Origin of the sequence: Citrobacter amalonaticus (assembly GCF_001559075.2) — a bacterium.
In the GTDB taxonomy this organism is placed as follows: Bacteria; Pseudomonadota; Gammaproteobacteria; order Enterobacterales; family Enterobacteriaceae; genus Citrobacter_A; species Citrobacter_A amalonaticus_F.
In genome coordinates this window covers 3,973,513-3,998,589 of sequence record NZ_CP014015.2, presented here as the reverse complement: position 1 = coordinate 3,998,589, position 25,077 = coordinate 3,973,513, and the positions used below count along the sequence as shown (strand labels likewise).

The following is a 25,077-nucleotide window of genomic DNA, read 5'->3' as shown; positions in this document are numbered from 1 at the left end:
AAATAATGGAGGTTTTCATGTTTCAACTGCCCAATAAATTACCTAGTGAGGATTTATCTGTCGGTGTCAACGCTATGATGATGATCATCGCGGAAGCTGAAAATGTTTTTGGTCACCGAGATACTTCTTATAAAATCAATCCAACAATCATATATGGAGACCACTCACCTCGAGCTTCAGGAATGGTAATAAATGGGGAGAAAATATGTATTGTTCATCTCAGTAATGGTTCAAAAGCTGGTTGGCCTTGCTTCTTGTTTGAGATGGCTCATGAGGCTGTACATATACTAAACCCTCGAAATGATCCTGCATCTTATCTGGAGGAAGGTATCGCTGTTTGGTTTTCGCAAATCATGTGTAAAAAATATGGATTTAGGCCTAACGCACCAACCGGGAAATACCGCAGAGCGCTTGAATTGATAAAATCTCTTCCTGAAGAACCACCGATTGTTGTTTCTAAAATCAGAGAGCTGTATCCCAATCTAACTGATCTAACCCAAGAAGAATTACTCGCATGTTACTCATCCATTTCAGCATTAACAGCTAAGCGATTGGTTGCAAAAATGGTTTAAGCAACAGGCCCGAGATTGAGTTAGTTTACGATTGTTCCAGTCTTCTGATTCATTACCCACTCTTCACGCCATGCGTTATCGAGGGCAAATATCGCAGCGTCAAATTCATCACGATCAATGAGAAGCGGCCTGGCAGAAAGAAAGCGCTCAATATCATGAAGTGAGATCGGAAGCGGTACGCCCGCCATCCCTGCATACAGACGGGAGCGGGAGATAACGGAGTAGGCGTTGAGGATTTCCCCTGTCACACCGTCAATTTCAGGCTCTGGAATTGGCGGGAGTTTTAATTTCTCCCTTCGCCACTTTGCCTTTTCACCCTGCTCCCCGCCGAACTCACTCAGCCACTTTTGCGCTTCGATGGCTTTTTTACGGTTTCCTGCTTTTGCTGTTCTTTCCCCTGGGCGATGCTGGCGGCTTCAGCCAGAATTTGCCAGTAAATCACTGGTTCCTGTTTCATAAGTGCAGCACCGCGTTCCGGCGTGTACTCAATCGGAACCTCTTCGCCATCAACAAGCTCACCGACGCCCTTCCAGTCTTTCAGCAGGTAACGCGCGCAGTTATCGATCAGCAGGTCATCAGCGGAGTCAATTTCTCCGATCGATGACAGGCTAAATTCGCTGGTTCCAACCTGGTAACTGGCATCCATCTTTTCAATATGGCGGCGGATAAGCGCATTGCGCGAGCGGTACTGATCGTTATCAATACTGCTGACGAGTAGTTTCAGCCCTTCAATGGGTTTCATATCTTTCAGCGGTGTAAACCAGCGCTCGCCGCCAATATCAATTCGTGGAGTCAAGATGATCATTAAAAGCTCCTGCATTAAAAAAGCCCGCGCCGCCATGCAGAGCGGAACGGGCAAGGGAAATTTTATGGTTCGGTTACGGTAATCTCGGCGGTGGCGGTGAAGCCTCGCACTTTGCCGGTTATCGTTGCGGTGCCGTCACCGACTCTGTCTACCTGGCAGGTTTTTTGGCCTGTCGATACCACCGTTGCGACCGTCTGATCTGATGACTCCCACTGCACAGCATCAGTCGCACCAGCCGGGGTAAGGTTCGCTGTCAGCGTGACGGAAGTACCGACATCACCTGATGAAGTTGCTGGCGTTACGCTGATTGCCGTGGCTGGGACGGTAACAGCGCGGGTAATCGTCGGCGACTCGTCGGCCGCAGTGATATCCAGTTGAACCTGGATAATGTCAGTATTGCCGCCATCCGGCCAGTCACCGGCGACCTGCACTTTCGGGAAGTCAAACGTGTACTGCCCTTCGTCGTTCGCCAGCGTGAAACTGAATGGCACGGTTGCGCCGGTAAGCGTTTTGCTCCAGACCTCCCACGCAGCTTTAGACCATGAGAGTGTGATCGAACCTGACGGCGTAAAGGTAGTAGGGATGTTCGCCCCGGCAAACGGTGAACCGGTGCCGATACAGCGCTGCGTCTGGACGTTATTGTCGAACTGGATGTTGAAGGTATCGATACAGAAACCATCACCGCCGTCGATCCCGTTCAGGTTGATTGCTGTGACCTCTTTGAACGAGTAACGCAGTTCGCCAGCATTATCTGCAGGAGTACCGGTGATGTAGCTCGTATCGTCTGCTTTTGAGCCCCAGCCCAGCCCGGCGAATGTGACTGTCGCGGTAACGTCGCCATCATTCGGGACCGCCAACTGGAACACACTTACCTGCGCGCCGCGGACAATGGAGGCAATACCAACGTCCGACGCGTATGTTGCGAGTGAGAAAGAGATACGGTCATTCCCCATCGTCAGCACATTACCCGCCCACTCCGCGCCAAAACACGAAGCCAGGAAGTCATCATGCTGGCCATAGCGGAATTTTGCCCCGACATCGCCGCCAACATCGACCGTTCCCAGCGTAGCGCCCTGCGCCATTCGAGTGCCGCCGATTTCATCGTTGTCATTGGTATTCTGGGACGGGCCAACGCCCCAACTTGTGCGTTTGAAAAGGTTCCATGGAATACCCGTTGGGGTCACTCCGGGAGTAGTTTCGCGCACGAATGCACTAAGAACTTTGGCTCCAGATGACATCTGGTTACCTCCTGTTATTTGGCGCTAAGTCGCGCGGTAAGGGATGTTGATGTTCCATTGATACCAACCATTGGCATCACCGACTTCGTATGCTGATGCTGCGAAATAGCTCAGTGCGCCGTCATCCCGGAACTCGAACAAAGAAACAATTTTGTCGGCGGCCTGAGTTATTGGTAATGAGTGAGAACCGGCGGGAACAAAAAGCTGGATAATGACAATCCCCGTTCTGTGTACAACGGGACCCGCGCCGATTTCCGTCGCGCCTGCCTGACCGGCTATGTTTGTCACACGCGCCCAAATATCCTTTCCTTTCGGGTCGAATGTCGGGTCGTTAGGGTATGTCACGTCACTTTCAGCAATAGCCGTCTGCGCCGTCATGCGAGCAATGACAGCGTTACGAATTTCTGTAAGGGTCATTTGTAGGCCTGTGTTACACCGTGGAATGAGACAGCGTAGATACCTGCCGGAGCCTGCTGCGAGTGACCATTCTCAAGAGGTTCCGCGTATGGGAGGTTATTCTGAATGTAGATGACTGAATAAGGTTTTCCTTGCACGATAACAGCGCTGCCTTGCTGAAAAGTCGCCGATCCATTTTTATCTGTTGTATCGGTGGTGCCGTATTCAGGAGAGCCAATACTCACCTGATTATTCGCACGGAAACGCCCGGTATCGACCGGAGAGCGAGAGACAATTTCATTCAGCAACTGAAGCGAGATAAAACGCAATTTTTTACCAACGTCTTCCTCAACCTGATTCATAAAAACAGAGGGGTCGATACTCCACCCGTTCGCCATATCACACCCTCCGCAACTGAATGGAATAAGCGGCTCCCGCTGGATCTGTTTCCACAGAAATCGCCTTGTATCGCTGTTGCTCACCAGTAACCAGGTCAGGCGCTTCGATGATATGGTCAACTTTCGGCTTATCGGTCACTTCGTTCACCAGCGCCACCAGTTCAATATCACCTTTGAGGATGTTCAAGCCATCAATGCGCTCAACGCTGTAATCAGCCAGCACGCCACGTCCGGTATACGTAACAGTGGTTTTCCCTCCGGTTTCCGTAACGGGATCCCATCCTGTTTGAATCACATAGGAACCAGTGAACGCATTAACAGCGTCGGCAAGGTCATCGTCGAAAGCAGCGGCGATTTCTGCCTGAAGTTCGTCACGAAGTCCCACATCACCCCCTCACCAGCCTGATTTGTGACTGATTGACGCCATATGGCTTTAGCAACGCCAGAGCGAACTGCAAGTCAGGATCGAGCAATGCAGTGCTATTGGTGGATAATTCCGCGAATGATTTCGACACACTGACGCCTTTAGCCTCGACTGATTTGCTGGTCACTACGCCTGAATCAGTTTTTTGCTGGTAAAGTTTTCCGGCTGCAGCAACCGACGAAACATACGCACCAGCCTCTTTGACATCATCAGGAATGTCATCCGGGCAAACCCGCAGATATAATCCGTTCAGCCAGGCATTCGCCATTTTCACGGATTTTTCTTTTTTACTGGCATCAGTCCAGTCGGCACCGAGGATATGATCAACATCCGCTACCGTGATGTAGGTGATCATGAATCACTCCTCTATGCGCCAACCTGCCGCCTTCCAGTTTTCCACTTCGTCAGGATGCACGTCTGCGGTGGTGGGCGCGCCGGGAAATACTGAGAAGTCAGTTACCATAGCAACCAGAATGCCCTGCAGCTCCTGCTGCTCTGAATTGTTTTGCATAGTCCGTTCAGCGGTAAGCTTTTCTGCAGCACGCTGCTCTTTGGTTAGTCCAGCCATAAACCCTCCATTAAAAAGGGGCCGCAGCCCCCCTGATAATTAACCCTGAATTAAGCAGCTATGCTCTGTTTTCACTGCCGCCACGCCCCATGACAGACCAACTTCGTAGCGTACCTGGCGGTACTGTCGGTACAGCGCCACCTGGTAAGTAATACCAGATACCGGATCGGTAACGTTCATCACATCATCCGCAGTGTCGCCACCCTGCGGCATTGCAGGCGTACGGGAAGCCAGAAGGAATGCGTTACGATCGAACGCCATATTTGCGGTGTAGGTACCACCAGCAGTAATAGCGGTATTATCAACAAGCGCCTGACGTAAGCCCGGAGCGGCCAGAGTGATAATCGTGGCAGTCGCGGCAGCAACAAGGTATTTATTGCTGTCCCCCTCAAACATCACGATGTCACCGGCTGCGATGGCGCCAGTACCAGTGTCAATCGCAATCAGGATATCGCCTTCATCTTTTGCCCCATTCACAAGATACCCAGTCGCAGGAGACGCAGCATGTTTCTTAATATGAGCGGATTCGTGGATATTGAACCCTTCCAGCCGCCCCACGATACCTTCACGAAGAAGCGCATCAGTACCGGACTCATTCACTTTGAACAGAACAGACTGTTTACCGCGGAGGTTAGCAATAGCCGAAGAACCGAGAACCATCTGCAAATCAGTTGTCGGCGAGCCGTTGTCCGAAAGAACCTGGCGCGCATTTGCCGCATCTGATAAATCACCTGCAATACCGAAAGGAGCAGTACCGGCAGTGCCGACAGCACGGGAGGATGCGAAATACAAAGCTGCGAGATCTGCATCCATCTCATTAGCCAGCGCGCGAAAAGCCTGCTTAAACTGATCCGCAAGAATGGTGTTGTATGTCCCTGCTGGCCCCAACGCCAGTTGTTCCTCACCGTTCCATTTGACAGGGGCCATTTTGGATTTGGTGATTTTGACATCAACTGTGCCAATCGTCTGGTCACCATCATTTGGTGCAGTAGCCCCCGGCGTAATGTCAACAGTGGTTGCAGGTGGCGCAACCGGTGCAGTAACAGTCTGGTCCTTCGCCGCCGCATCAGATTTGGCATTGCGCGATACGGCCGGAATAAAACCGACCTGCTCGCGAGAAACGGTATCCAGAGCCGTAAAGATAGTCGGGATCAACCCGGTAAGTGTGTTAGCCATGTGTATGGATTCCTTGGAGATTTAAATATAGGGTTGGTTGAGCTATCCAGCTCTGGCACCAGCCGCCATCCGACGGCTGGCAAAAAATTAATCGACGATGGTGATACCCTCTTTGAGGGTCGATTGCTGATCTGCCGGACTCAGACTGGTGAACGAGTCACGTTTCATTGTCTTCTGCCCGGAAGCATGCTGTGTTTGGCGCGAACCAGTACCCTGATTACCGCTGGCCTTCAGGATGTGGTCTTTTTGCGGGTACTGCTCCACCAGGAATTCCAGCGCCTCATCAAAGGCCGCCAGCTCACCCGGCTTAGAGCGGGAGTAAATTTTGTTGCCAGAGCCGTCATACGCAACGACTTTGCCATCTTCAACTTTGAACGACTGACCAAAGCGGGCCTGGAGCATGTCGGACGGGATTGCGACTTTATCTGCGATGAATTTTGAGCCAGAGAACCGGCCGCCGATCATTTCCTGATAGAGCTGGCCTTCGAGGGTGGTCGCGCGCTGAGTGGCTTCATCGAGCTGAGTCTGAAACGCTTTGGTGATATCCGCTTTCACCTGGTCAACGGCACCCGCGTCGATCAGTTTTTTCTGGTCGATTTTGGTCATCATATCCAGCGCTTCGAGTGCCTTCGTCGGGTCACCGATTTTGGCAAATTTGGCCAGGTTGGCTTCGGCAGTTTCTTTGGCCTCGCGATGGGATTTAGCCTCGCCATTCAGTGCCGAGATTTTGCTGACAGCCTGAGCGGCATCGAAGCCAATTTCTTTCCCGTCGTCATGCACGTAAACCGGCAGGCCATTAGCATCGACTTCTGCGTAGTGCTTACCGTTTACTTCTACTGTCTTCAGTTTCATGTTGTTACCTTTGATTTGGTCATCCGACCGTTGCACCGCTCACCATCCGGATTGCGGCCATAAAAAAGGCCGCCCGGAGGCAGCCTGTTGTGATTTATTGAAGATTAAAGCCCTGCATCCCTGAACGCCTGCGCGTCACGTTCACGCAACTGCGCCAGCGTCAGCCATTCGCCTTTGTCGGTGTAGAACTCATCAGGAGACATGCCACCATCACGAATCAACCGGGCGCGCTTCTCGCCAACGATTTGCTTCTGGCGCTCGAACGACTGGCGCGAGAACCATTCCTGATAGTTGGTATCGCCGGGCACAACACCATCCATGCTGGCGCGTTCCGCTGGCGGGATATCGCGAACATCGATACCCAACTCTTTCGCTGATTTGAGAATGAAGGTTTCAGTGGAACGGCAGCAGAAATGAATGCGCCCCGGCCCCTGCAAATAAGGAACCTTATGACCGATTGGCTTATTATCCAGTGTGTACTTCAGGCGGTCGCGAATCCTGCACATCTGCGTCGTTCTGTTGTCCAGGGTGGAAAGCCACTGCTTACCCTTCATCAGGTCGTTATTGGCGTCAGCAAAGCTGTTACGCGCCGTCGCCGCAAGATGCCCCACCGCCGTTTTCGCGATACTGGCGGCATTGGCGCGACTCAGTTGCAATGCGCCGTCCTGATAACCTTTGTTGGCGTGACCGCGAACCTTCCGCGCTATCTGCTCAGTTGTATCACCCAGTAGAAATCCCTGTCTCACAGTGTTCGTAATGCGCGTCATTCTGTCGGCTTCCAGACCGGAAGCCCATTCACTGAGCAATCGACCCTGAAATGGCTGTGCCATTGCCGCAGCATAAACTGCGTCTGGAGAGATACCCACTAGCGGATGAACGTCGGTCACGAACTCCGGCAACAGCGCGTCAAAGAGACTCAACTGATACCCCGCCTCATGTTGCGCCAGGTCATTCAGTTCGGTCGACAGGCTGGAAAACATGCCGTTTATCGCTGCGCGGTTAATCTCCCGCACGCCCGCCAGCAGTGCTTCAAGACGCGTGACTGTAAAGCTATTCGGATCTACGCCATCCATCGCCACCAGCAGGCGCGCCGTCAGTTCAGCATCACTTTCGTTGAGCAGTTTCACCATCCTGTTGGCAACGCCGGTACTGTAACGACTAATCCAGAGAGCGTGCGCTATGGACTCGTCACGCAGTTGCTCATTAACCATTGCCATCGTTACCACCCATCAGCGTTACCTGCTGGTTTTTCAGCTCATCGATCACGTCATCCGGCTTCGCGTCAGGATCGATGAATTTAAGCGCCTGGAGCACGCGCACGGCATCAACCTGGCGAATGTCGCCACCCTGTCGCAGAGACTGAACGGCCATAGCAGCAGATGAATCGAACGTCTGAGCCGTAACATCCAGCTCTGTGCGCACATCAACATTGCCGCCATCACTTTCACCAATCCACTCAGCCATGATTTGCAGAATGTTATCAAGTGCATCCTCCAGCGAACTCGCCATGGTGTACAGCGGCGAGTTTTCCTGCATATGCTCTTCATGCGTCTGGTCGTCAGATTTTGTTGATGTGTTTTCTGCGCGCAGCAGTTTCGCGCCCGCCTGGCGCATCTGATTTTCCAGATCATCCAGCGATGTTTTGCCGGAGTCGATAGCGGCACCTGTGTGCTCGACGTATTCCAGACCATATTGATCGCGATTGTCGAATTTTGTCGCTGTGGACGCACCAATTGTTAGTGACTGGTCATCACCAAGTCCATATGCCACCAGTAACGGCACACGAGCAACGTGAAGAATGTTGTCTTGTTCGCTCTGGCTCTGCCAGTGCTTGATGTTTAGTAATGCCAGATTTAGCAACGGCGGAGATCCGCGCATAAATCCAGTTTTTTTGGTGTAGAGCGTTACAAGAGTAATGTCGTTGCGACTGGTTTCCCACTCTTCATAAAGAGCCCAGTTTGATTCCCCACCATTACCTTTGTTGCGGCGCCAGATTTCCACTTTGCGCGGCATGATATGGCGGATCTGCTCAACTTTGGTTTGCCCGAAGTCGTGACCATCCTCGATAATGACTTCTTTTACGCGTAACTCAGTGAGCACAACCTTTCCGCTGACAACCTTTGATTTCCAGCCAATCACCTGCCGAGGATTAAGCATCGTTACATACGGGCGACCACCGGCAGCCTGTTCATCTGCTTTTGTGCGAATGTCTTCAGTATTGGTACGTGGATAATCCACCAGCGCATGGGCGAGACCGTACTGAAATGCCAGGCTGAAGAATTGCTGCGCCCAGACATCAAGGCGACTGCCTTCCATATCGATGTTTTCAGCCAGAGTTTTGATCTGGTCAGGTGTATCCTGACTCAATACCGTTGGTTCAGCGAAAACGCGCCCAGTATTTTGTTTAATGCTTTCTTCGTAAGCCGGGAGCAGCGTCGCAACGCGTAGGCGCTCTTTGTAACCTTCCGGATCTTCGTTCGGCCACTTAGGTAGATACACCTCACCCTGTCGACGCATTTCCAACGTGCCGCCCATCAGGGCATCATTAATGTCCCACGCCTCAACCATGTCGTTATAGTCGAGATTGGGTGTTGAAATATCTGGCATGGTTTTACATCCGAAGTGGTGTTGATTTGCCTGTCGGTTTGATGATCGGGAACTGTTTCACGATGAAATAACCGCCAGCATCGTTGGGATGATCGTTATCCGCAGATTTATCCGGCTCGCCGTTCTCGGCCCACACCTGTTGTTCGAGCGATTCGGTGTATACCGGGCAGCGCTGCACGTTAACTTTATAACGCCTCTCTCCGTTACCGTTGCAGAACATGGCATTCATGGAGTTAATACGGTCTTTTACAGGAGGGTTCGACGCATTCACGACTACGTTAAAACCTGCCTGCCTGAGCTGGGCAATGTCCGTGGCGCTGGCATTACTGGATTTTCGGGAATCCCCTGACGCATCCGGATAGATATAGATTTCCCGCACCTTCCGATAGTCGTGACCGTCATACAGCCAGAACCGCTCCTTGATGATGCGAATCATGTCCGGGGTGTCGTATGCCTTCACGATTTCATTCACCGCACAGGGAAGCCCCAGGCGGAGAACGTGAACAATTCCAGCCATTTTTCCAACGTTGAAATCCATCCCGATATATAGCGACTCACCGGGCTGCTCTTCTTCCCGACAGTTATTCAACTTTCGGTCGAACTGATGGTAAATGGTCCCGCTGGTCAGGTTAGTAAAAAGGCCACGCAGGTACGCTTTAATCAGCTCTGGCGGGTAAGATTCCATCAATGAAGGGATGTAATCCGCCGGCAGGTTCTTTTCATTATCAAACGTCGAGGCCTGCACCAGACCATACAGCGTTGAGAGCGAAGGTTTATCCCGAACAGCCTTTGCGAACTGTTGATAGACAAACTTAAACCCTTCCGGCGTCGTGGTAACGTCAATACCATTGCGCAGGCCCGGTACTTTGTAACGCATACGCGCGATAATCTTACGCCATGCTAACTGCGCTTTTTTGGCTGGCATTACGTCCAGCTCATCTATCAGGGCGTTACCGATTTTGAAACCAACGATCGTTTGAGGCTTCTCCATCGAACGACAGATTGTTGTTCCGCGATACTGGCGCCCGGCGTAGAAATGGACCTCTTTATTACCCTCGTTGATTTTGACGTTCAGCCCCCAGTCAAAGGCCACCTCTTCAACAGTGGGATAAAAGATGTCGCGGATCTGCGGATACGTTGGTGCAAAATAGCCCTGGTTGATTTTTGGGTGTTCCCACATTCCCTTGCAGATTCCACCGCAGCCGACCCATGTCTTACCGGAACCAAACCCAGCCACGTAGGCTTTAAATTTGTGCTCCATCGCGAGAAAACGAGCCTGAGGAATGTTAAGCGTCGGCGATATCATCGTCTTCCCTCACTCTCGCATCCACAACGTTGATATTGATTGCTACCGGCGTTGGTTCATCATCTTCAGGATCTGAGGCAAGCTCTTTCCGTAATTTTTCGACCTCCAGTTGTCGGCGCTCGATTTCAATCTGTTGTAGGCGCTGGGCGAACTCACTGTCAGCCAGGCCGAGGCGTTTCATTACGGCCTCATACATCCGCTCGCGGCTTATCGCGGTAATTTCCACGCCATGTTTTCCGAGCTTCACGCCGGAATAAGCCAGAGCAGCATCAGGGGATAGCTTCCGGGTATCAGCGAAGAATGGCTGGCCGATACCATCGCCATTACAGCGAGGGCATTCAGGGTTAGGCACGGTGGTGTGATCGTAACCGTACCCGCCAACATCGAGAGGCTCACGACGTTTACGCTCAAGCGCTTCTAGTCGCTTCTCTTCGTACTCCACAGCATCGCGCCATTGATATTGGTGACCGAATCCCCAGCAATAACGGCAACTCCCACGGCGATATTGTGAAAGCTGGTTAGCGTCGAAAGTGGCGAGTTGCCACATCTGCGCAAGCACCTCATCTGCGCTACCGAGTGTGCGCATTAACGATTCTTTCTGCTGCTGCGCAATTGCCCGCGCAACGTTAGGATTCGTTATGAGCTGACGACCATAGTTTGGGTCACTATAGCCAGCGCGCTCGGCGGCTGTCGTGGCGTTCTGGTCCTTCAGGTATTCAGCGATAAAGCGTTTTACCTTCGGGCTAAGTTTGCTGTTAACCAGTTCCTCTGCGCTTTTTTCTTTCTGCGCAGTGCGCAATTTCTTCTGCGCAGGTTTTTGCGCACTTTGCGCAGGCGGCTTCTTGATGTATCTACGGGCGGTAGCGTAGTTCAGTCCCTGCGCTTCACACCAATCCTTCGGTGATACGCCGGTTGCGGCATGATCGGACAGGAACCGTCGCTGAAGCTCGCCCCAGTCCGGTTTTGCCATAAGTTAGTCCTGTTTAAAACGACTCTTTACGGGAATGTGCATACGAGGAGCAAAAAAAAGGCCGCCTGAGCGACCTGATGTGTGAGGGAGAATTTATATGAGCTTGATCTTGACGGCGTAACCTTCGAGGCCAGTCATTGTTTCGCGAGCTGTAAACTGGATATCAGCGACTTCTTTGCCTGTCTTTTTTTTGAGCTAACTAATTTTTTTTGCAATTAAATCAGCAACATCCGTTTCAGCTTTATTTTTTAACTCTTCAATTTTCATTATGCACCTCTTCTGGTCTTTGACGGCATCTATACTCCGGCAGATCCCTTGATTCATGTGACAACTTGGACAACCAATGATATCTATAAACGAAAATTTGAAAAGGCTCAATAATCAAGGGGTTAGTGCATATTGTTTATACTATGTTCGCTCAATAATCAAACAACCATTCATTACTTTAGCTGCATTCATAAAGTTATGAACAGTAATCATTTAAAGAGTTTTGATGCTGCTTCAAGGATTTCCTCAGAAGTAACATCCCGGTCTGAGGCAACATAAACAATCTTATGATCTCCGGTTATAGACGGAAAACCTGCAGACATTACTTGTAGATGTGCTTTTTCCCCATTAGGGTACTCGCGCATTATTGTAGTAATACCCTTCATTACTGATACTACTACCGCGGATTCTGAATTAAAAAACACTATCACTTTTTTCATGATTTTCCCGTAATCACTCTGTCAATAAGAACCGCATAGAAATAAAAAAGGCCCCATAAGAGGCCTGACTTTATTTTCTGAAATCTAATGGAGACTGACCAGAACGAATGTACATTGCAATATTATCGAATGTTATCATTGTAGTTTTGCAAAAAATACATTTCGCGCCGAAAGGATTGCTATCTGTGACATCAAAAGATGATGTTCTGTACTGAGACCCATGGCAACAAGGGCATCTGAAATGAATATTATTAGTAATAACAGTTTCCTTAAAGGGCTACGACATTAACTGCCGAGGGACCTTTAGGGCCCTGTTCAACACCAAACTCGACTTCCTGATTCTCATTCAGCGTCTTAAAATCGTTACTCTGGATAGCAGAAAAATGTACAAATACATCCTTACTACCATCTTTTGGAGTGATAAAACCAAACCCTTTTTCAGGATTGAACCATTTAACTAAACCAGTCATTTTGTTAGACATAATCATTACCTTTTTTGAGTAAGCCCTTGGGCAGAATGGTCCGAAAAAAATTATCAGAGAGAAAAAGCCGACAAGGAAATCTCAATAGGAACAAATAATAAAATTATTACAGTGACTGCTTCAGATAAATTTGTAACAAACCAGAGCCCCATTAACGCATGATTAACACTACATAGCAAGATATAGTTTTGTAAGTCAGTAACACTCTGCTACTGAACATGTTTTTATGTCAATTGACGAATTTTATTTTGATTCATCCCCCTGCAATACACTTTTAGTTTGCTTTAAGGATTCATATGTACGTTGACAAGTCACTCCTGCAATGTAGCGTTCGTCAGCGATTGCAGCATAACGTTTAGCTTCTGCTGCAATATCTCCGAGCATGTCGGCGAGCATTCCGGCGTCGGGGCTGGTTGTTTTGCTTCTGACGGCAGCGGCAAGATCTGCGGTGTGCTTTGCGGCGTCCAGGCGGGTGGCAAGTTTTGTTGCTTCGGTGCGCAACTGGTTAACAGTAGCAGACAGGCCGGCAGCAGTGGCAGCAGCTTTGGCGGCATTCGCTTGCGCATCTTTAACAGCCTCATCCCGGGCAATAATGCGCCCTTGTTCAATCATCCGGGCGGCAGTCTGCGCGTTTGCTGTTTGTGAAGCCTCTGCGCCGTCACGTTCTGCCCACTTTTTTCCCCAGCCCAGATCACTCCAGACATTTCCGGCAATGAATGCGGCGGCCACCAGAAACATCATCACCAGTAGTTTCCAGTATTTCTCCAGGATGCCCATCATGACAGGAACACATCACGCTCAGCGGTGCGGCGATTCGTGAGCCCTGGCATAACTTTTCCACCAGCTTTATCCCAGCGCAGAAACTCATCAGCAGCGTCTTTGATATCGCCAGCATTCAACTTCTTCAACAGCGTGGATGTTGATAGCGCACGCGAGCCGACGTTGTAAGCGAACGATACCAGCGCATCAAACTGGCCTTGTGTCAGTTTCACTCTGACCAGTTTCAGCACATCGTTTTCATAACTCACCAGCCCCGTTTTCAGCAGCCGATCAGCAGTCGTCTGGTCGATAGTCATTCCCGGTTTTACTTGCTTGCCATCTACCGGGTAGGTCCAGCCGTAGCCAATAGTCCACGGTACGCCGCCTGTTCCCGGATCTGGATAGGCGGTCAGCCGGCAACCTTCGAATTTTTTTATCAGCGCAATGCCGTCAGGACTGGTTTGCATCGTCAACTCCCGCCTTTTTGGCTGCGAATTTCTTAATCAGATTGCCGATCGAATCGGTGCCAATGTATCCAATAAAGACGCTGGCAATGTATGCGAGGTTGCTACTCAATCCGGAGAAGTCGAGCAGGTCACGAATAAACCAGGCGATCATCGCGCACATCAGCGCATCAATTAGCGTCTTCATCTTGGCGCCACCGTTATAGCGACCACGCAGGTACGCCATAATAAAAGCCAGCATTGCACCAATACCCTGTTCCCTGACGGCAAGTAGCGCAGCAACGAAATCTTGTTTGTATGGCATTTTCATAGGCCTCACCTCCGATAGTTCGGATGGCATTATCGTAAGCGTCCAGCGAGAGCCGTCTGGTCATAATCTGAAGCATACGACAAAGTGGTGTCCACCAAATAAGTAGTGGGAACCAAAGTGTCAGATATGCAGAAAAATATGACTCCCGGCAGGCGTAAGGGCTGCCCTAATTATTTTCCTGAGTTTAAAAAGCAGCTCGTAGCTGCCTCCTGTGAACCCGGGATATCCATCTCAAAACTGGCGCTTGAAAATGGCATTAACGCCAATCTGTTGTTCAAATGGCGCCAACAATGGCGTGAGGGAAAGCTGCTGTTACCTTCCTCAGAGAGTCCTCAGCTACTCCCTGTGACTCTCGATGCCACCTCCGTACAGCCAGAACTAACCGCTGAGGGCCCGGAGGCTCTCAGTATCAGCTGTGAGGTAACGTTCCGGCACGGGACGCTCCGCCTTAATGGTACGGTCAGCGAAAAGCTCCTGACTCTGCTGATACAGGAACTGAAGTGATGATCCCGTTACCTTCCGGGACCAAGATCTGGCTGGTTGCCGGTATCACCGACATGCGCAACGGCTTCAACGGGCTGGCTGCAAAAGTGCAGACGGCGCTGAAAGATGATCCGATGTCCGGCCACGTCTTCATCTTCCGGGGCCGCAGTGGCAGTCAGGTCAAACTGCTGTGGTCTACCGGAGACGGGCTGTGCCTGCTGACCAAACGGCTGGAGCGCGGGCGCTTCGCCTGGCCGTCAGCCCGCGATGGCAAAGTGTTCCTGACACCGGCGCAGCTGGCAATGTTGTTGGAAGGCATCGACTGGCGACAGCCGAAGCGGTTGCTGACCTCCCTGACCATGCTGTAGGCCTCTTTATCCTGGTTGTTGCAGAATAAGCCTGGTAAAATGCGGGCTTATGAACGACACCTCTTCTGACGACATCCTTCTGCTGAAACAGCGCCTGGCTGAACAGGAAGCGTTGATCCACGCCCTGCAGGAAAAGCTGAGCAACCGGGAGCGCGAAATAGACAAGCTGCAGGCGCAGCTGGATAAACTTCGCCGGATGAACTTCGGCAGTCGTTCCGAAAAGGTCTCCCGCCGCATCGCACAGATGGAAGCCGACCTGAACCGGCTGCAGAAAGAAAGCGATGCTCTGACCGGTCGGGTGGATGACCCGACAGTGCAGCGTCCGTTGCGTCAGACCCGCACCCGCAAACCGTTCCCCGCATCACTCTCCCGTGACGAAAAACGGCTGCTGCCGGCAGAGGCATGCTGCCCGGACTGCGGCGGTGCGTTGAGTTACCTGGGCGAAGATGCCGCCGAACAGCTGGAGCTGATGCGCAGCGCCTTCAGGGTTATCCGGACCGTGCGGGAAAAACACGCCTGCACAAAATGCGACGCCATCGTGCAGGCCCCCGCGCCTTCACGCCCCATCGAGCGGGGTATCGCCGGGCCGGGGCTGCTGGCGCGCGTGCTGAGTTCAAAGTATGCAGAGCATACCCCGCTGTATCGTCAGTCAGAAATATACGGTCGCCAGGGTGTGGACCTGAGCCGTTCACTGCTGTCGGGCTGGGTGGATGCATGCTGCCGGCTGCTGTCACCGCTGGAAGAGGCGCTTCAGGACTATGTCCTGACCGATGGCAAACTCCATGCCGATGATACCCCGGTGCAGGTGCTGTTGCCGGGTAATAAGAAGACGAAGACCGGGCGGTTGTGGACATACGTTCGCGACGACCGCAACGCCGGGTCAGCGCTGGCACCGGCCGTGTGGTTCGCCTATAGCCCGGACAGAAAAGGCATCCACCCGCAGACCCATCTTGCCGGCTTCAGCGGTGTGCTGCAGGCGGATGCATACGCCGGGTTCAACGAGCTTTACCGCAATGGCCGGATAATGGAAGCCGCCTGCTGGGCTCACGCCCGCCGAAAAATCCACGATGTGCATGTCCGAACGCCATCGGCGCTGACGGATGAAGCCCTGAAGCGTATCGGCGAGTTGTATATCATCGAGGCGGAAATAAGGGGAATACCGGCAGAACAGCGCCTTGCCGAACGTCAGCAGAAAACGAAGCCACTGCTGAAATCACTGGAAAGCTGGCTGCGTGAAAAGATGAAAACCCTGTCGCGACACTCAGAACTGGCGAAAGCGTTCGCATACGCCCTGAACCAGTGGCCGGCCCTGACGTACTATGCAGACGATGGCTGGGCGGAAGCAGATAACAACATCGCTGAAAATGCTCTGCGGACGGTCAGCCTGGGTCGAAAAAACTGGCTGTTCTTCGGTTCGGATCACGGAGGTGAGCGCGGCGCGTTGCTGTACAGCCTGATCGGGACGTGCAAACTGAACGGTGTGGAGCCAGAAAGCTACCTCCGCTATGTCCTTGACGTCATTGCTGACTGGCCGATAAACCGGGTCAGCGAACTGCTCCCCTGCCGCGTAGCATTGCCAACTGAATAACACCTCCCCGTCAATACGGTTCTCGCTGCACGCTTACGCATTATCTGGTGGGATGTTAAAACTGCACTGATAAAGTCCTTAATTGGTGCAATTGCACCTCTGGAGTGCAATCGTCCTCACAACCAAACAATAATCAATTGATTTTATTAACTTTAAAAATGGCTGGTTTATTGCTTGAAGAATATAACCAAACTGAGGAAGAGGGATGAAAGATGACAAATACACTTTTTTACCACTTACAATACTGGTTTTACCTTGCAGTTCTAATGTTCTTGTTTCAGGTCATATTCAATTAAGTGACTATTTAATCAGCTTCTGTCATGGTATGAAATCAGGCTTCACAGACTGCGATTTATCAACAAAGCACGTAGCGGATGCTTCCCCTGAGTCTGAATATGAAAAAGGCTGCCATTAGGCAGCCTTAACTTAATGAACAGTACTGATTAATATCGCTTGATTGTATTGTTCGGAGTTCTTTCAGACCAGTCAGGTCGCTCGCCAGCCATAATGGCACGCTGTTGAGATGGCGTAACAGACTGGGTTATTTCAGGCATTGACCTATAGACCGTTTTCGCAGGCGGGTTAATAACAACATCCGAACTACAGCCTGAGAGCAGGAAAATTACAAACGTAAATGATTTAGAATCAATCACTTTAACCCCTTCCGATGGGATGAAATTTAAACAACGGTAGTGCCCCTCATTCTAAAGAGATGGATCTGCAGAGTTACGCGAGTAAATGGATTCAACAAAAAGGATACCAGCTATACACTACTGATTATCACGGCGAAAAAGTGCCCATTCCTCAATGCGTTCACCAGATGGCAAGTTGCAGTAGCCCACTTCACCATTTTTTTCTTTAACAATATCGAGTTTTCCACCTTTTTTGACGCAATAGACTGAGGCAGGGTTAGCCAAACCTACAGACGGTGGTTGTTTTGATTGAGAAGAGCAACCTGCGACAAGAATGACTGAGGCTATAATTACAACTTTTTTCATGGCATCTCCTTTTAACAAAAGGATGCTAGCTGAACAGGTTGCAAAAAGCAAAAAACCGCTGAAGTGAACATGATGAATTTGTTTAAGACTGCTCCGGACCACAAGTCTCGCATCGCATATTGCGTCAAAGAGGATCTTGACCTGACCGGATGTCCATCTGGTCAGGAAGATTCGCCACAAAAACACCATCCCCTCCCGACAGTCTCTGAATAAAAAACTGACATAGTTATGTGCAATCCCCCAAGCCAGTGTCTACAGGTGTATCATGAGTACACAAAATGTGAGCGATAAGGAGATAATATGCTTTTTCAGGAGGTTGTATCATCCAAAATAAAATCTATAGGTTACTATCCGTCAGAGAAAATACTCGAGATAGTGTTTATTGCTTCTGGCACCTACCAGTACGTTGGCGTTTCAGCAAAAACTCACAAAGCTTTTCTGGAAGCTAAATCCAAAGGCCGCTTCTTTGGTGGCGTGATCAAAGATAAATATCTTTGCCGCAAAATTGGGTGAGTCCGTATTAAGTGCCGCTATTGATTGCGACATGCCCCGACTCCAAAAAAGCAAAAAACCCCGTCGAGGCGAGGTCTAAATATCTTTAACGTGGGCGAAACATCCCATCGTTGATACGAGATTAGCCAATTTCCGCCAGATTTGCAATAGCCCGATGAAATATCATCTCGTTACCTTCTCAAGCATCTTTTCTGCAAACGATTCTTCAATATGGCAATACTCCACCAGCCGATCGAAGAACAGTTTGAAATTTCTGCGCCAGGTAGTTTCGGTTACGCCAAGAGCCTTGAATACTTCTGTATCCTTTAACCTTGGGTAGCCACGACCAGTGCAACGGGGGCATTTTTTAAAAACAGGAAGCCCCTGCAACTCGGATTTTTTCTTATCCAGTACCTCGCCGCGGCCCCGGCACCGGCATTCATTTTTAGTGTGCCCCTTTCCGTTACACGCTTTGCAGATCACCCTAACCTGCTCGCGGACGGTTTTCGCTTCCTCCCAGTCTGATGGTGAGATTCCCTTCGTAACCTTTACCCACTTCGGAGGTTTCCCGTCCGGGTATGTCACTTTGTTGGTAAATATCTCAGCATCAATAAATCCGGATCCGGCGCAACTACTGCATGTCACTATGCTAGCAGCGCTTAGCGAATAATCCCGGAAAACATATCCTGCCAGTACCCGCAAGAACTCAGCGCGCTGCTGCTCTGACATTGCCTGCAGAGGCTTATTCCGGCTGGCGCGCTGAATGGCAAGTCCGTTAATGAAGGAAATAATATTATCAGGTTGCAGAACACCGGCTTTTGCCAGGTAAAGCTCTATGCCTATCGCTGATTTTGACGTTGCCAGACCCAACGCGGCCATCACATCAGTGATCGTCAGCGTATCTGCTGAAATACCGCATGGAACGGCGCCGGGCATCATGGATTTAGGCGAAAAATATTTTGGTAAGGAATCAAGCTTCATTTCGATGCTCCCGTTTTGCTTCAATGCGGATATAATTGCGAAGGATGCGGTATGCCACCGGAAAAGATCCCCGGTAGCGATAAATGCGCAGTCGTAACCAGCGCCACCGAAAGGATTCAATAACTTCAGGCTTCATACTGGCACCACCAGCCCGCGTCGGGCGATTTCAATGACTGTAAGGACAATCGCGCGATCCATTAACTGTCTGCGTTCATCCCTGTTTAGCTTGTTTCCGTTATCAATTCTGTCATGACAGCAAACACACAGTGCAGCCGTCGCACAGTCATCCACTTTCAATCCCATTCCCTTGCCTTCATTTCGGTGAGCGACCTGCGTCCCCCACGCCCCACACAGAACGCAATGCTCAATCTGACCAACAGCCGCAAGCCATTTTTTATTTCGATAAATAGCCATCCTTACCTCCATGCCCGGTGTTGCCAACGGCGGCTAGGCCGAGGAGGTTTGTTGACTTCAGGCAGTAGAGCGCTGACAGTCCAGGTGATGTAATCGGAGTTAAGGCTGCGCTCGACTTTAATGCCTCGACGCCGGTATTCCGCCATGAGCTCTTCAGCCTGCTGGGTAGTGCATTGGGTGTAATGGAACCAGGTTTCTCTCATCCCCATCACCCCGCAAAGCTCATAAGCTGGACGGCGGCATTCTCCGCTTCTTCCCTGCTGTTGAAAGTGCGGGACAATATCCAGCGCCAGAGCACATCCAGAGCAGATTTATACAGATCCTGGAATTCGGTTTCGTCCATGTTCGCGAAGGCGATACTACGGGGATGTTTGCGGAGAGTTCCATCTGGTAACTGGATTGCGTCATAGTGCCCGGCTTCGACGGTCACCCATGCGCGGTAAGCGTCGAAGGATTTACACAGACTTATGCCGTTCGTGATACGCCGACTGGCGATCTGCTTCAGATACTGCTCGGAAGCATCCAGCAGAGCGCTTTCATTGCCGCCGTATGAGGCAAGGAATCTGGCATAACCATTAACGAGTTTGCGTTCATTCGAAGAAATAGCGCCGCCGGTTGGTTCCCAGTATTCAAACCCGAGATTCAGGAGCGCAAAGAAACGGCGATGGAATGCAGGATTCCTCACCTGGCGAAACTCAGTCACCAGCACGGCGCCGAGTTTTATTTTTGATTGCAGAATATCGCTGGTCTCCGGCGTTGCGGGGATCAGGATTCCTGAGGACTGCTTGATGAGTTGTAGTTCGTGCGCCATGGTTTTCTCCGTGGCGCAGCAGGTTAACGGCTGTTCAGACCGTTGATTTCATATTATCAGAAGGTGGAGTCACCCGATAGCCGAGACGACGAATAAACTGCGCAAAGCCATTGGGAGTAAAAACTTCTTCGTCATCCAATAAAGGCCGCATTGAGACCATGCCATTGACGCGATAGATAAGATGCCTGCCCGATGAAGGAAAGCTAAACACCACGCAGCCGTCAGACCTTCTTACAATGTCATACCAGTTGTCTTCTGACGTTTGCAAAGCTGAATCACTCACATTCTGTTCTCCCTTCGAGCGACGTACAGACGCGATTAAAGATTGTCGGCAGCAGCATCAAAGGGATACGCAAATTGCGGTATTCTGAAAAATGCGCGCCACCATTAAGCGCAATGTTAGTAAAACCAGTCGTCAGCGCTTTCCCGTATCTCCTGCAGAATATTTTCGATTTTTTTTATCATCTTTATTTCCACAGAAAACGCTCAAACCATCAGAATCAGTATGACGGATTATCAGACTGCAATCCTCATACTGATGACTAAGGCGTTTGAGCAGCTCTCTCTCCAGTGCTGATAGCGCTCCTCTCATAAGTTATTTAGCGCGATCAATGATTAATTCAACTTTCATAATAGCCCTCACCAGATGAACTGTATTTTTATACAGTATACCTATGCAAGAAAATGATCAACGGTTTAAGAGCACAAATTGTTAATTATGTGTCAGGAAGCCAAACCTCAACCAGCCGTAGTTAGTTGAATTTAATAGCGTTTTTAAGCGGCGATTTCTTTCGACTGGCACAACTCTGGCAAATTGGCACGTACCAACACTTCAGCGAAAGACGGTTGAGGTACCGCAGTGAAATACTGAAAAAAGGAAACAGCACTCGGCGGAGTATGCTGGTTAACATTCTATCTAGTGCTTGCTTGCATTGAATGCTCGACGCTTATCTATCATATGGATATAGAAACCACGTAGCTCTTTACTTTGCCGCTCTCGCATTTCTTGAGGTAGAACATCACGCTCACTTTCCCAGTCCGATACCTCTTTAGCGCATATTTTATATGCGGAATTTACTATTTCAGCCGCATCCCTGTTTGTATCGATATAGGGGATAGTATTCCTGTTCAAGCATTGAGATATCGGTGACCCAAAATTAAAATCATCGGCTACCGACATGGTAGAAATGAGGAGTGGTAATACACATAGCAATCTCATTTTTTGTTAGCCTCAACCATTTAGATGTAATGCGGATCGCTACTCTTCGGCAGTGCCACGCTGATCTCCCTATAATGCCTCAAGCGCTCCAGAAAGTAATCTCTCAGATGTTCAGACTGCTCACGCATTACCTGTTCAGCTATAACCGGCATGTTCAGGCGTTCTTTGTACGCCACGCCTGAAGCGGCAAGGTCAACGTTAACCTTGTCGCGTTCTTCCTGACTCTTTGCTGCGATATTATGACTCAGCATGATGAATCCCCCTCAATGCTATAAAGGGATTATACATTACATCACCATTTCTTTCGGCTGGTGCAGTTCCAGCTAATTAGCACACCCCAGAGCTTCAGCGAACGGCGGACCGGTGCGCGAGGATTTGCCTTGGAGCGGATGTATTGGATAAGGTTACAGTTAACTTTGTCGTTAACGATTCAGTAGTGTTATTTCATACCCGCCTCTGAGAGGTGACCCCAAAGCAGAGAATCGCAGGTGCATTCTGCATCTATGACTCTGAGTTCAGATATTGTGTGCGTGTAAACGTCACCGTCTAGTGCAATTCCATCGCCGGGCATCAGGTTGACGACACGATTATTATGCACTGTTATTAAAATTGATTATCAATAATCAGTTGTTTACCATCTGCTTTCTCGTTCTCCATAATCGCGATCATCTTCCACTGGTTCATACTCATCGATGATGTCTTGAACGCCTTTAGAACATCCTTCCGCAAATGATTCAGAATCGCTCTCGTCACACTGGCTCGTATTACTCAGGCCATAATTAATTGCGTATTCATACCCGGCGATATGTCCGGAGCAATCGTCATAGCACCGCATCCCTCTGTAAAACAAATTACCGGTTAATGATTTAATGGGGGTTCTTCCGCCAATAGATTCTACTTTTGCAGTAAAATCCTGACCTGCTGGCGTTCGGAAAAATTGTGCAGAGCGCTCTTTCCTCTCTTGTCTTTCTTTTACTCTGTTACTACAGTCGTACACGCCATAGGTTAAAAATAAAATAATTGCTATTGATAAGTATTTTCCCATTGTCCTCAATCCATGATTGTTGTTCGTTTTATGGTTTCCCAGTTAGCCTAGGAACACTATTAATCCTTGTTATATGCTTGGTCACTCATTTATGGCAACTCTAAACCCTTTCCATAATAGTATCTAACACGCTCTTTGTACGCCACACCTGAAGCGGCTAAATCCACGTTTACTTTATCTTGCTCTTCTTTACTTTTTGCAACAATGTTCCTTTCTGGCATGATAAATCTCCCTCAATACCTTGAGGGAGATTATACATTACATCACCATTTCTTTCGGCTGGTGCAGTTCCAGCTAATTAGCACGCACCAGAGCTTCAGTGAAGGGGGGTGAAATCACTTTACCGCAACAGATACCTGCTTGCCTTTCGAATACTTCACACTACGGAAGTCCTGGTCAATAATATACTGCTCCGATAAGCTGGAGCAGTACATAGAGTTATCAAGGCAAAACATAAGTAGCACTTTTACTGCCATGCAAAAATGTCATTAAAAAGTGAGATTTATTTTACCCCAAAAGGTTCTGCCGGATTCATTAACTGATGTGTTTGCTGAATAACCGAAACTGCTGTTTCCAGCAAGATTCAGGTGTTCGCTGTACGTTTTGTCAAACAAGTTATCAACGCCGGCGCTAATTTTAACGTACTTATTAACTTTGTATGCAGCATTCGCCGAAAACACAGCAAAAGCAGGACTACTATTAAAATCTTTACCAACGACGTTGCCTTCGTTAATAGCAACACGGTTCTGGCTGCTAACAAGACGCAAAAGGCCAGTACTGCTCCAGTCGCCCTGTTCCCAGGTCAGCCCCAGACGGGCTTCAAGCGGTGGTGTCTGTGGTAAAGGCTGATGGTTGGATGTATTTTCCCCCCACGAATAAGCAAGGCTGGCATCCGTTTTCCATGAGTCTGACCATTTATACGCAATACCTGCCTCCCCCCCCATAATGGTTGCATTGACGTTATCAACCTGGCTGATATATGCATTATCAGGATCATAGCGGAACAGAATAAAATCATTTACACGACCAATATAAGCGGATACCCAAGTGTTTATACGTTCACCGTTGTACTGAGCACCTATATCAATCTGAGTTGTTTTTTCCGTTTTGAGTTTATCGAAGGCATCACCAGAACCTCCAGGCCCATAAGTCGGCGAAAAAAGCTCCCAGTAATCGGGGAAACGCTCCGTGTAGCCTATACCTGCATAAAACATAACCGGTATGTCAGCCATATTATGTTCGAAGCGAACAAAACCGGCCGGTAATGTATCAGTCCGTTTTGCTGAACCCACATCAGTGTAATTATCAACCAGAACGCGATCGAGACGTGCGCCCCCCTTTACCTTGTTCTGCTCAGTTACACTCCAGGTCAGTTCGCTGAAAAGACCGTAATCGTGGAAACGGGCGTCTTTATTCCAGCGATCATCAATTTTATTACGGTGTGTACTAAGTTGTGTATCTGCGCCACTGCGAAGCTCAAAATCTGAGAAAAGGAAGGTTCCCATCATTCTTCCACCAACAGTGCGACGGTCAACCTCCATCGCCATTGGCATACTCATATTCATTGAAGAGTCTGAGTCCATTGCTGAGTCCATTGAGGAACCCATAGCATCCCCCATCTCATCACCTGACATCCCCTCCGACATACTACTGCCTGGAGAGCGCAGGGAATAGTTATCCATAATATGATCTGCATAGTTGTAATATACATTTGCCTCAAACTTATCGAATACCTCGCCAATACCGGATTTTTCAAAGCGCATTCCTAAGCTTTCCCTCTTAAACTGCGAACCATCCATACCGCGACCAGCATAGCGTGCTTCACCATCGCCTTTACCTGCAGTAAGCTCTAGAAGTGTGTCTTTGTCTGGTGTCCAGCCTATAGCCATATCGCCATTCCACTTATCCCATCTGGAGGGCACGCGGTCTCCATTTCCATCCTTGTAGTCATCCGAACGTGACTTATTGCCAATGAGGCGAAGATATCCCTCCTCACCGCCCAGACTGACATCAGCATTTTCATCCCAGCGATTGTTTGACGCAGCAAGAAGACTGGCAGTACCCTGCACCCCCGCCTTTTCAAAGCGTGGCTGTTCACGATCAAAACGGATAGTTCCCGCCGAGTTTCCAGGCCCCCAGAGCACAGTCTGAGGGCCCTTAATCAGAGTTAACACATCAAAGCTTTCAGGAGAAATATAGGAGCTTGGTGCATCCATACGTGCCGGACAGGCACCAAGCATTTCACCATTATCAGTCAGAATTTTCAGACGAGAGCCAAACATGCCACGGAACACAGGATCACCATTGGTTCCACCGTTACGTATCTGTGAGAACCCAGGAATAGTTTTCAGATAATCCGAGCCGTCGCTTGCCGGAATTGGCTGACGGGGTATTTTGGGCGAGGTAACAATTTCGAGCGGAGTGGAAACTGGCGCAGTTACAATCATCACAGAATCATTCTCTATCTGAGAATGGTCGTGCTTTTCTTCTGCAAAAGTAGTGTCTGATATCAACGCCATCAGGACAAGAGAAGCAAGTGGCGTGCGTACAAAATAGTTGGTTTTCATAAAGTACCTTACTGTTTTCAGGCGTAACAAAATCTGCCCTTAAAAAATGAGCATGACGTTACTGACTTACTGTTTTG

At 49.6% G+C, this 25,077-nt stretch carries 36 protein-coding genes and 4 pseudogenes; 6 read left to right on the top strand and 34 right to left on the bottom strand.

The features are described from left to right. The first annotated feature begins 17 nt into the window (after positions 1 to 17). Positions 18 to 572 (top strand): hypothetical protein, encoded by a 555-nt coding sequence (locus AL479_RS19375; RefSeq protein WP_061077250.1) that lies wholly within the window; start codon positions 18 to 20, stop codon positions 570 to 572. Between the two features lie 20 nt (positions 573 to 592). On the opposite strand, the gene AL479_RS19370 is transcribed toward AL479_RS19375, so the two are convergent. From AL479_RS19370 to AL479_RS19270, 22 genes and pseudogenes are all read right to left on the bottom strand, one after another. Continuing rightward, a complete protein-coding gene (locus AL479_RS19370) occupies positions 593 to 820 on the bottom strand; it encodes a hypothetical protein (RefSeq protein ID WP_061077249.1) in 228 nt (75 codons plus the stop codon). 89 nt (positions 821 to 909) lie between these two features. Continuing rightward, a complete protein-coding gene (locus AL479_RS19365; RefSeq protein ID WP_061077248.1) occupies positions 910 to 1,377 on the bottom strand; it encodes a hypothetical protein in 468 nt (155 codons plus the stop codon). 62 nt (positions 1,378 to 1,439) lie between these two features. Further along, positions 1,440 to 1,634, bottom strand: a complete 195-nt coding sequence (locus AL479_RS24140; protein ID WP_335621911.1) for an Ig-like domain-containing protein — start codon at positions 1,632 to 1,634, stop codon at positions 1,440 to 1,442. 33 nt (positions 1,635 to 1,667) lie between these two features. After that, positions 1,668 to 2,615: pseudogene (locus tag AL479_RS19360) on the bottom strand (phage tail tube protein); the annotation flags it as partial. A 24-nt stretch (positions 2,616 to 2,639) separates the two neighbouring features. Continuing rightward, positions 2,640 to 3,032, bottom strand: coding sequence for a phage tail terminator-like protein (locus AL479_RS19355; protein WP_061077246.1), 393 nt, complete (start codon positions 3,030 to 3,032; stop codon positions 2,640 to 2,642). Continuing rightward, positions 3,029 to 3,409 carry an HK97 gp10 family phage protein gene (locus tag AL479_RS19350; protein ID WP_061077245.1) on the bottom strand — a complete coding sequence of 127 codons (381 nt, stop codon included), beginning with the start codon at positions 3,407 to 3,409 and terminating at the stop codon, positions 3,029 to 3,031. Before AL479_RS19350 ends, AL479_RS19355 begins: the two co-directional genes overlap by 4 nt. Before the next feature lies 1 nt (position 3,410). Next, the gene (locus AL479_RS19345) at positions 3,411 to 3,794 is read right to left on the bottom strand and encodes a hypothetical protein (protein ID WP_061077244.1); all 384 of its coding nucleotides are present in this window, start codon (positions 3,792 to 3,794) and stop codon (positions 3,411 to 3,413) included. Between the two features lies 1 nt (position 3,795). After that, complete coding sequence (locus tag AL479_RS19340) at positions 3,796 to 4,188, bottom strand: hypothetical protein (RefSeq protein WP_061077243.1); 393 nt, start codon at positions 4,186 to 4,188, stop codon at positions 3,796 to 3,798. A gap of 3 nt (positions 4,189 to 4,191) precedes the next feature. Next, positions 4,192 to 4,401, bottom strand: coding sequence for a hypothetical protein (locus tag AL479_RS19335; protein WP_061077242.1), 210 nt, complete (start codon positions 4,399 to 4,401; stop codon positions 4,192 to 4,194). Between the two features lie 39 nt (positions 4,402 to 4,440). Continuing rightward, entirely contained in the window at positions 4,441 to 5,577 is a 1,137-nt protein-coding gene (locus AL479_RS19330) for a P22 phage major capsid protein family protein (RefSeq protein WP_061077241.1), read from the bottom strand. A gap of 87 nt (positions 5,578 to 5,664) precedes the next feature. Next, entirely contained in the window at positions 5,665 to 6,429 is a 765-nt protein-coding gene (locus tag AL479_RS19325) for a DUF6651 domain-containing protein (protein WP_061077240.1), read from the bottom strand. A gap of 104 nt (positions 6,430 to 6,533) precedes the next feature. Next, on the bottom strand, positions 6,534 to 7,646 hold the full coding sequence (locus tag AL479_RS19320; protein WP_061077239.1) for a phage minor head protein: 1,113 nt from the start codon (positions 7,644 to 7,646) through the stop codon (positions 6,534 to 6,536). Continuing rightward, on the bottom strand, positions 7,633 to 9,036 hold the full coding sequence (locus AL479_RS19315; RefSeq protein WP_061077238.1) for a DUF4055 domain-containing protein: 1,404 nt from the start codon (positions 9,034 to 9,036) through the stop codon (positions 7,633 to 7,635). The genes AL479_RS19320 and AL479_RS19315 overlap by 14 nt, the downstream gene beginning before the upstream one ends. Positions 9,037 to 9,040: 4 nt before the next feature. Beyond that, positions 9,041 to 10,342: a terminase large subunit domain-containing protein gene (locus AL479_RS19310; RefSeq protein ID WP_061077237.1), complete on the bottom strand. Its 1,302-nt coding sequence runs from the start codon at positions 10,340 to 10,342 to the stop codon at positions 9,041 to 9,043. Further along, entirely contained in the window at positions 10,323 to 11,312 is a 990-nt protein-coding gene (locus tag AL479_RS19305) for a terminase small subunit (RefSeq protein WP_061077236.1), read from the bottom strand. The genes AL479_RS19310 and AL479_RS19305 overlap by 20 nt, the downstream gene beginning before the upstream one ends. A gap of 93 nt (positions 11,313 to 11,405) precedes the next feature. After that, positions 11,406 to 11,579, bottom strand: a pseudogene (locus AL479_RS19300) (GnsA/GnsB family addiction module toxin). 209 nt (positions 11,580 to 11,788) lie between these two features. Continuing rightward, complete coding sequence (locus AL479_RS19295; RefSeq protein WP_043001123.1) at positions 11,789 to 12,019, bottom strand: hypothetical protein; 231 nt, start codon at positions 12,017 to 12,019, stop codon at positions 11,789 to 11,791. A gap of 70 nt (positions 12,020 to 12,089) precedes the next feature. Beyond that, positions 12,090 to 12,278 carry a cold-shock protein gene (locus AL479_RS24080; protein ID WP_071887719.1) on the bottom strand — a complete coding sequence of 63 codons (189 nt, stop codon included), beginning with the start codon at positions 12,276 to 12,278 and terminating at the stop codon, positions 12,090 to 12,092. A gap of 10 nt (positions 12,279 to 12,288) precedes the next feature. Then, positions 12,289 to 12,501, bottom strand: coding sequence for a cold shock domain-containing protein (cspE, locus tag AL479_RS19285; protein WP_042319517.1), 213 nt, complete (start codon positions 12,499 to 12,501; stop codon positions 12,289 to 12,291). A 243-nt stretch (positions 12,502 to 12,744) separates the two neighbouring features. Continuing rightward, the gene (locus AL479_RS19280; protein ID WP_061077235.1) at positions 12,745 to 13,281 is read right to left on the bottom strand and encodes a DUF2514 domain-containing protein; all 537 of its coding nucleotides are present in this window, start codon (positions 13,279 to 13,281) and stop codon (positions 12,745 to 12,747) included. Then, positions 13,278 to 13,727 (bottom strand): lysozyme, encoded by a 450-nt coding sequence (locus tag AL479_RS19275; protein ID WP_061077234.1) that lies wholly within the window; start codon positions 13,725 to 13,727, stop codon positions 13,278 to 13,280. The genes AL479_RS19280 and AL479_RS19275 overlap by 4 nt, the downstream gene beginning before the upstream one ends. Beyond that, positions 13,711 to 14,034: a phage holin, lambda family gene (locus tag AL479_RS19270; protein ID WP_061077233.1), complete on the bottom strand. Its 324-nt coding sequence runs from the start codon at positions 14,032 to 14,034 to the stop codon at positions 13,711 to 13,713. The genes AL479_RS19275 and AL479_RS19270 overlap by 17 nt, the downstream gene beginning before the upstream one ends. A 126-nt stretch (positions 14,035 to 14,160) precedes the next feature. Here AL479_RS19270 and tnpA point away from each other — a divergent pair, with 126 nt between their 5' ends. From tnpA to AL479_RS23890, 4 genes are all read left to right on the top strand, one after another. Further along, positions 14,161 to 14,538: an IS66-like element accessory protein TnpA gene (gene tnpA, locus AL479_RS24240; RefSeq protein WP_061077232.1), complete on the top strand. Its 378-nt coding sequence runs from the start codon at positions 14,161 to 14,163 to the stop codon at positions 14,536 to 14,538. Continuing rightward, positions 14,538 to 14,885, top strand: a complete 348-nt coding sequence (tnpB, locus tag AL479_RS19260) for an IS66 family insertion sequence element accessory protein TnpB (protein ID WP_042922210.1) — start codon at positions 14,538 to 14,540, stop codon at positions 14,883 to 14,885. The genes tnpA and tnpB overlap by 1 nt, the downstream gene beginning before the upstream one ends. 49 nt (positions 14,886 to 14,934) lie before the next feature. After that, a complete protein-coding gene (gene tnpC, locus AL479_RS19255; RefSeq protein WP_042922208.1) occupies positions 14,935 to 16,473 on the top strand; it encodes an IS66 family transposase in 1,539 nt (512 codons plus the stop codon). Positions 16,474 to 16,678: 205 nt separating this feature from the next. Continuing rightward, positions 16,679 to 16,888, top strand: a complete 210-nt coding sequence (locus AL479_RS23890; RefSeq protein WP_146109681.1) for a hypothetical protein — start codon at positions 16,679 to 16,681, stop codon at positions 16,886 to 16,888. A 355-nt stretch (positions 16,889 to 17,243) separates the two neighbouring features. Here the strand turns inward: AL479_RS23890 and AL479_RS19250 are convergent, their stop codons facing one another. After that, a complete protein-coding gene (locus tag AL479_RS19250) occupies positions 17,244 to 17,471 on the bottom strand; it encodes a DUF333 domain-containing protein (RefSeq protein WP_061077231.1) in 228 nt (75 codons plus the stop codon). Between the two features lie 300 nt (positions 17,472 to 17,771). On the opposite strand from AL479_RS19250, the gene AL479_RS19245 reads away from it, so the two are divergent. Then, positions 17,772 to 17,984, top strand: coding sequence for a KTSC domain-containing protein (locus AL479_RS19245; RefSeq protein WP_061077230.1), 213 nt, complete (start codon positions 17,772 to 17,774; stop codon positions 17,982 to 17,984). Positions 17,985 to 18,146: 162 nt separating this feature from the next. Here AL479_RS19245 and AL479_RS19240 read toward each other — a convergent pair whose 3' ends face one another. The 11 genes and pseudogenes from AL479_RS19240 to AL479_RS19195 form a co-directional block, all read right to left on the bottom strand. Continuing rightward, positions 18,147 to 18,944: an antitermination protein gene (locus tag AL479_RS19240; RefSeq protein ID WP_061077229.1), complete on the bottom strand. Its 798-nt coding sequence runs from the start codon at positions 18,942 to 18,944 to the stop codon at positions 18,147 to 18,149. After that, on the bottom strand, positions 18,934 to 19,080 hold the full coding sequence (locus tag AL479_RS19235) for a YlcG family protein (RefSeq protein WP_061077228.1): 147 nt from the start codon (positions 19,078 to 19,080) through the stop codon (positions 18,934 to 18,936). The genes AL479_RS19240 and AL479_RS19235 overlap by 11 nt, the downstream gene beginning before the upstream one ends. Further along, positions 19,077 to 19,358 carry a hypothetical protein gene (locus AL479_RS19230; protein WP_061077227.1) on the bottom strand — a complete coding sequence of 94 codons (282 nt, stop codon included), beginning with the start codon at positions 19,356 to 19,358 and terminating at the stop codon, positions 19,077 to 19,079. The genes AL479_RS19235 and AL479_RS19230 overlap by 4 nt, the downstream gene beginning before the upstream one ends. 2 nt (positions 19,359 to 19,360) lie before the next feature. After that, on the bottom strand, positions 19,361 to 19,567 hold the full coding sequence (locus tag AL479_RS24075) for a hypothetical protein (protein WP_071887664.1): 207 nt from the start codon (positions 19,565 to 19,567) through the stop codon (positions 19,361 to 19,363). Further along, positions 19,567 to 20,169: a DUF1367 family protein gene (locus tag AL479_RS19220; protein WP_061077226.1), complete on the bottom strand. Its 603-nt coding sequence runs from the start codon at positions 20,167 to 20,169 to the stop codon at positions 19,567 to 19,569. The genes AL479_RS24075 and AL479_RS19220 overlap by 1 nt, the downstream gene beginning before the upstream one ends. 34 nt (positions 20,170 to 20,203) lie before the next feature. Further along, positions 20,204 to 20,452 carry a hypothetical protein gene (locus AL479_RS19215; RefSeq protein WP_071887663.1) on the bottom strand — a complete coding sequence of 83 codons (249 nt, stop codon included), beginning with the start codon at positions 20,450 to 20,452 and terminating at the stop codon, positions 20,204 to 20,206. Positions 20,453 to 20,568: 116 nt separating this feature from the next. Next, a pseudogene (locus AL479_RS19210) lies at positions 20,569 to 20,761 on the bottom strand (DinI-like family protein). 647 nt (positions 20,762 to 21,408) lie between these two features. Continuing rightward, positions 21,409 to 21,639 (bottom strand): DNA polymerase III subunit theta, encoded by a 231-nt coding sequence (locus AL479_RS19205; protein ID WP_061077225.1) that lies wholly within the window; start codon positions 21,637 to 21,639, stop codon positions 21,409 to 21,411. 380 nt (positions 21,640 to 22,019) lie between these two features. Next, positions 22,020 to 22,433 carry a hypothetical protein gene (locus tag AL479_RS23885; RefSeq protein WP_146109680.1) on the bottom strand — a complete coding sequence of 138 codons (414 nt, stop codon included), beginning with the start codon at positions 22,431 to 22,433 and terminating at the stop codon, positions 22,020 to 22,022. 125 nt (positions 22,434 to 22,558) lie between these two features. Beyond that, positions 22,559 to 22,654: pseudogene (locus AL479_RS19200) on the bottom strand (DNA polymerase III subunit theta); the annotation flags it as partial. Between the two features lie 267 nt (positions 22,655 to 22,921). Next, entirely contained in the window at positions 22,922 to 25,000 is a 2,079-nt protein-coding gene (locus AL479_RS19195) for a TonB-dependent copper receptor (RefSeq protein ID WP_061077224.1), read from the bottom strand. Positions 25,001 to 25,077: the final 77 nt, after the last annotated feature.

Bases quoted from the DNA above. Each gene is read 5' to 3' on its own strand.
- AL479_RS19375 (WP_061077250.1), top strand. From the start codon at position 18: ATGTTTCAACTGCCCAATAAATTACCTAGTGAGGATTTATCTGTCGGT.
- AL479_RS19365 (WP_061077248.1), bottom strand. From the start codon at position 1,377: ATGATCATCTTGACTCCACGAATTGATATTGGCGGCGAGCGCTGGTTT.
- AL479_RS19355 (WP_061077246.1), bottom strand. From the start codon at position 3,032: ATGACCCTTACAGAAATTCGTAACGCTGTCATTGCTCGCATGACGGCG.
- AL479_RS19350 (WP_061077245.1), bottom strand. From the start codon at position 3,409: ATGGCGAACGGGTGGAGTATCGACCCCTCTGTTTTTATGAATCAGGTT.
- AL479_RS19340 (WP_061077243.1), bottom strand. From the start codon at position 4,188: ATGATCACCTACATCACGGTAGCGGATGTTGATCATATCCTCGGTGCC.
- AL479_RS19335 (WP_061077242.1), bottom strand. From the start codon at position 4,401: ATGGCTGGACTAACCAAAGAGCAGCGTGCTGCAGAAAAGCTTACCGCT.
- AL479_RS19330 (WP_061077241.1), bottom strand. From the start codon at position 5,577: ATGGCTAACACACTTACCGGGTTGATCCCGACTATCTTTACGGCTCTG.
- AL479_RS19325 (WP_061077240.1), bottom strand. From the start codon at position 6,429: ATGAAACTGAAGACAGTAGAAGTAAACGGTAAGCACTACGCAGAAGTC.
- AL479_RS19320 (WP_061077239.1), bottom strand. From the start codon at position 7,646: ATGGCAATGGTTAATGAGCAACTGCGTGACGAGTCCATAGCGCACGCT.
- AL479_RS19315 (WP_061077238.1), bottom strand. From the start codon at position 9,036: ATGCCAGATATTTCAACACCCAATCTCGACTATAACGACATGGTTGAG.
- AL479_RS19310 (WP_061077237.1), bottom strand. From the start codon at position 10,342: ATGATATCGCCGACGCTTAACATTCCTCAGGCTCGTTTTCTCGCGATG.
- AL479_RS19305 (WP_061077236.1), bottom strand. From the start codon at position 11,312: ATGGCAAAACCGGACTGGGGCGAGCTTCAGCGACGGTTCCTGTCCGAT.
- AL479_RS19295 (WP_043001123.1), bottom strand. From the start codon at position 12,019: ATGAAAAAAGTGATAGTGTTTTTTAATTCAGAATCCGCGGTAGTAGTA.
- cspE (WP_042319517.1), bottom strand. From the start codon at position 12,501: ATGTCTAACAAAATGACTGGTTTAGTTAAATGGTTCAATCCTGAAAAA.
- AL479_RS19280 (WP_061077235.1), bottom strand. From the start codon at position 13,281: ATGATGGGCATCCTGGAGAAATACTGGAAACTACTGGTGATGATGTTT.
- AL479_RS19275 (WP_061077234.1), bottom strand. From the start codon at position 13,727: ATGCAAACCAGTCCTGACGGCATTGCGCTGATAAAAAAATTCGAAGGT.
- AL479_RS19270 (WP_061077233.1), bottom strand. From the start codon at position 14,034: ATGAAAATGCCATACAAACAAGATTTCGTTGCTGCGCTACTTGCCGTC.
- tnpA (WP_061077232.1), top strand. From the start codon at position 14,161: ATGCAGAAAAATATGACTCCCGGCAGGCGTAAGGGCTGCCCTAATTAT.
- tnpB (WP_042922210.1), top strand. From the start codon at position 14,538: ATGATCCCGTTACCTTCCGGGACCAAGATCTGGCTGGTTGCCGGTATC.
- tnpC (WP_042922208.1), top strand. From the start codon at position 14,935: ATGAACGACACCTCTTCTGACGACATCCTTCTGCTGAAACAGCGCCTG.
- AL479_RS23890 (WP_146109681.1), top strand. From the start codon at position 16,679: ATGAAAGATGACAAATACACTTTTTTACCACTTACAATACTGGTTTTA.
- AL479_RS19250 (WP_061077231.1), bottom strand. From the start codon at position 17,471: ATGAAAAAAGTTGTAATTATAGCCTCAGTCATTCTTGTCGCAGGTTGC.
- AL479_RS19245 (WP_061077230.1), top strand. From the start codon at position 17,772: ATGCTTTTTCAGGAGGTTGTATCATCCAAAATAAAATCTATAGGTTAC.
- AL479_RS19240 (WP_061077229.1), bottom strand. From the start codon at position 18,944: ATGAAGCTTGATTCCTTACCAAAATATTTTTCGCCTAAATCCATGATG.
- AL479_RS19235 (WP_061077228.1), bottom strand. From the start codon at position 19,080: ATGAAGCCTGAAGTTATTGAATCCTTTCGGTGGCGCTGGTTACGACTG.
- AL479_RS19230 (WP_061077227.1), bottom strand. From the start codon at position 19,358: ATGGCTATTTATCGAAATAAAAAATGGCTTGCGGCTGTTGGTCAGATT.
- AL479_RS24075 (WP_071887664.1), bottom strand. From the start codon at position 19,567: ATGGGGATGAGAGAAACCTGGTTCCATTACACCCAATGCACTACCCAG.
- AL479_RS19220 (WP_061077226.1), bottom strand. From the start codon at position 20,169: ATGGCGCACGAACTACAACTCATCAAGCAGTCCTCAGGAATCCTGATC.
- AL479_RS19205 (WP_061077225.1), bottom strand. From the start codon at position 21,639: ATGCTGAGTCATAATATCGCAGCAAAGAGTCAGGAAGAACGCGACAAG.
- AL479_RS23885 (WP_146109680.1), bottom strand. From the start codon at position 22,433: ATGGGAAAATACTTATCAATAGCAATTATTTTATTTTTAACCTATGGC.
- AL479_RS19195 (WP_061077224.1), bottom strand. From the start codon at position 25,000: ATGAAAACCAACTATTTTGTACGCACGCCACTTGCTTCTCTTGTCCTG.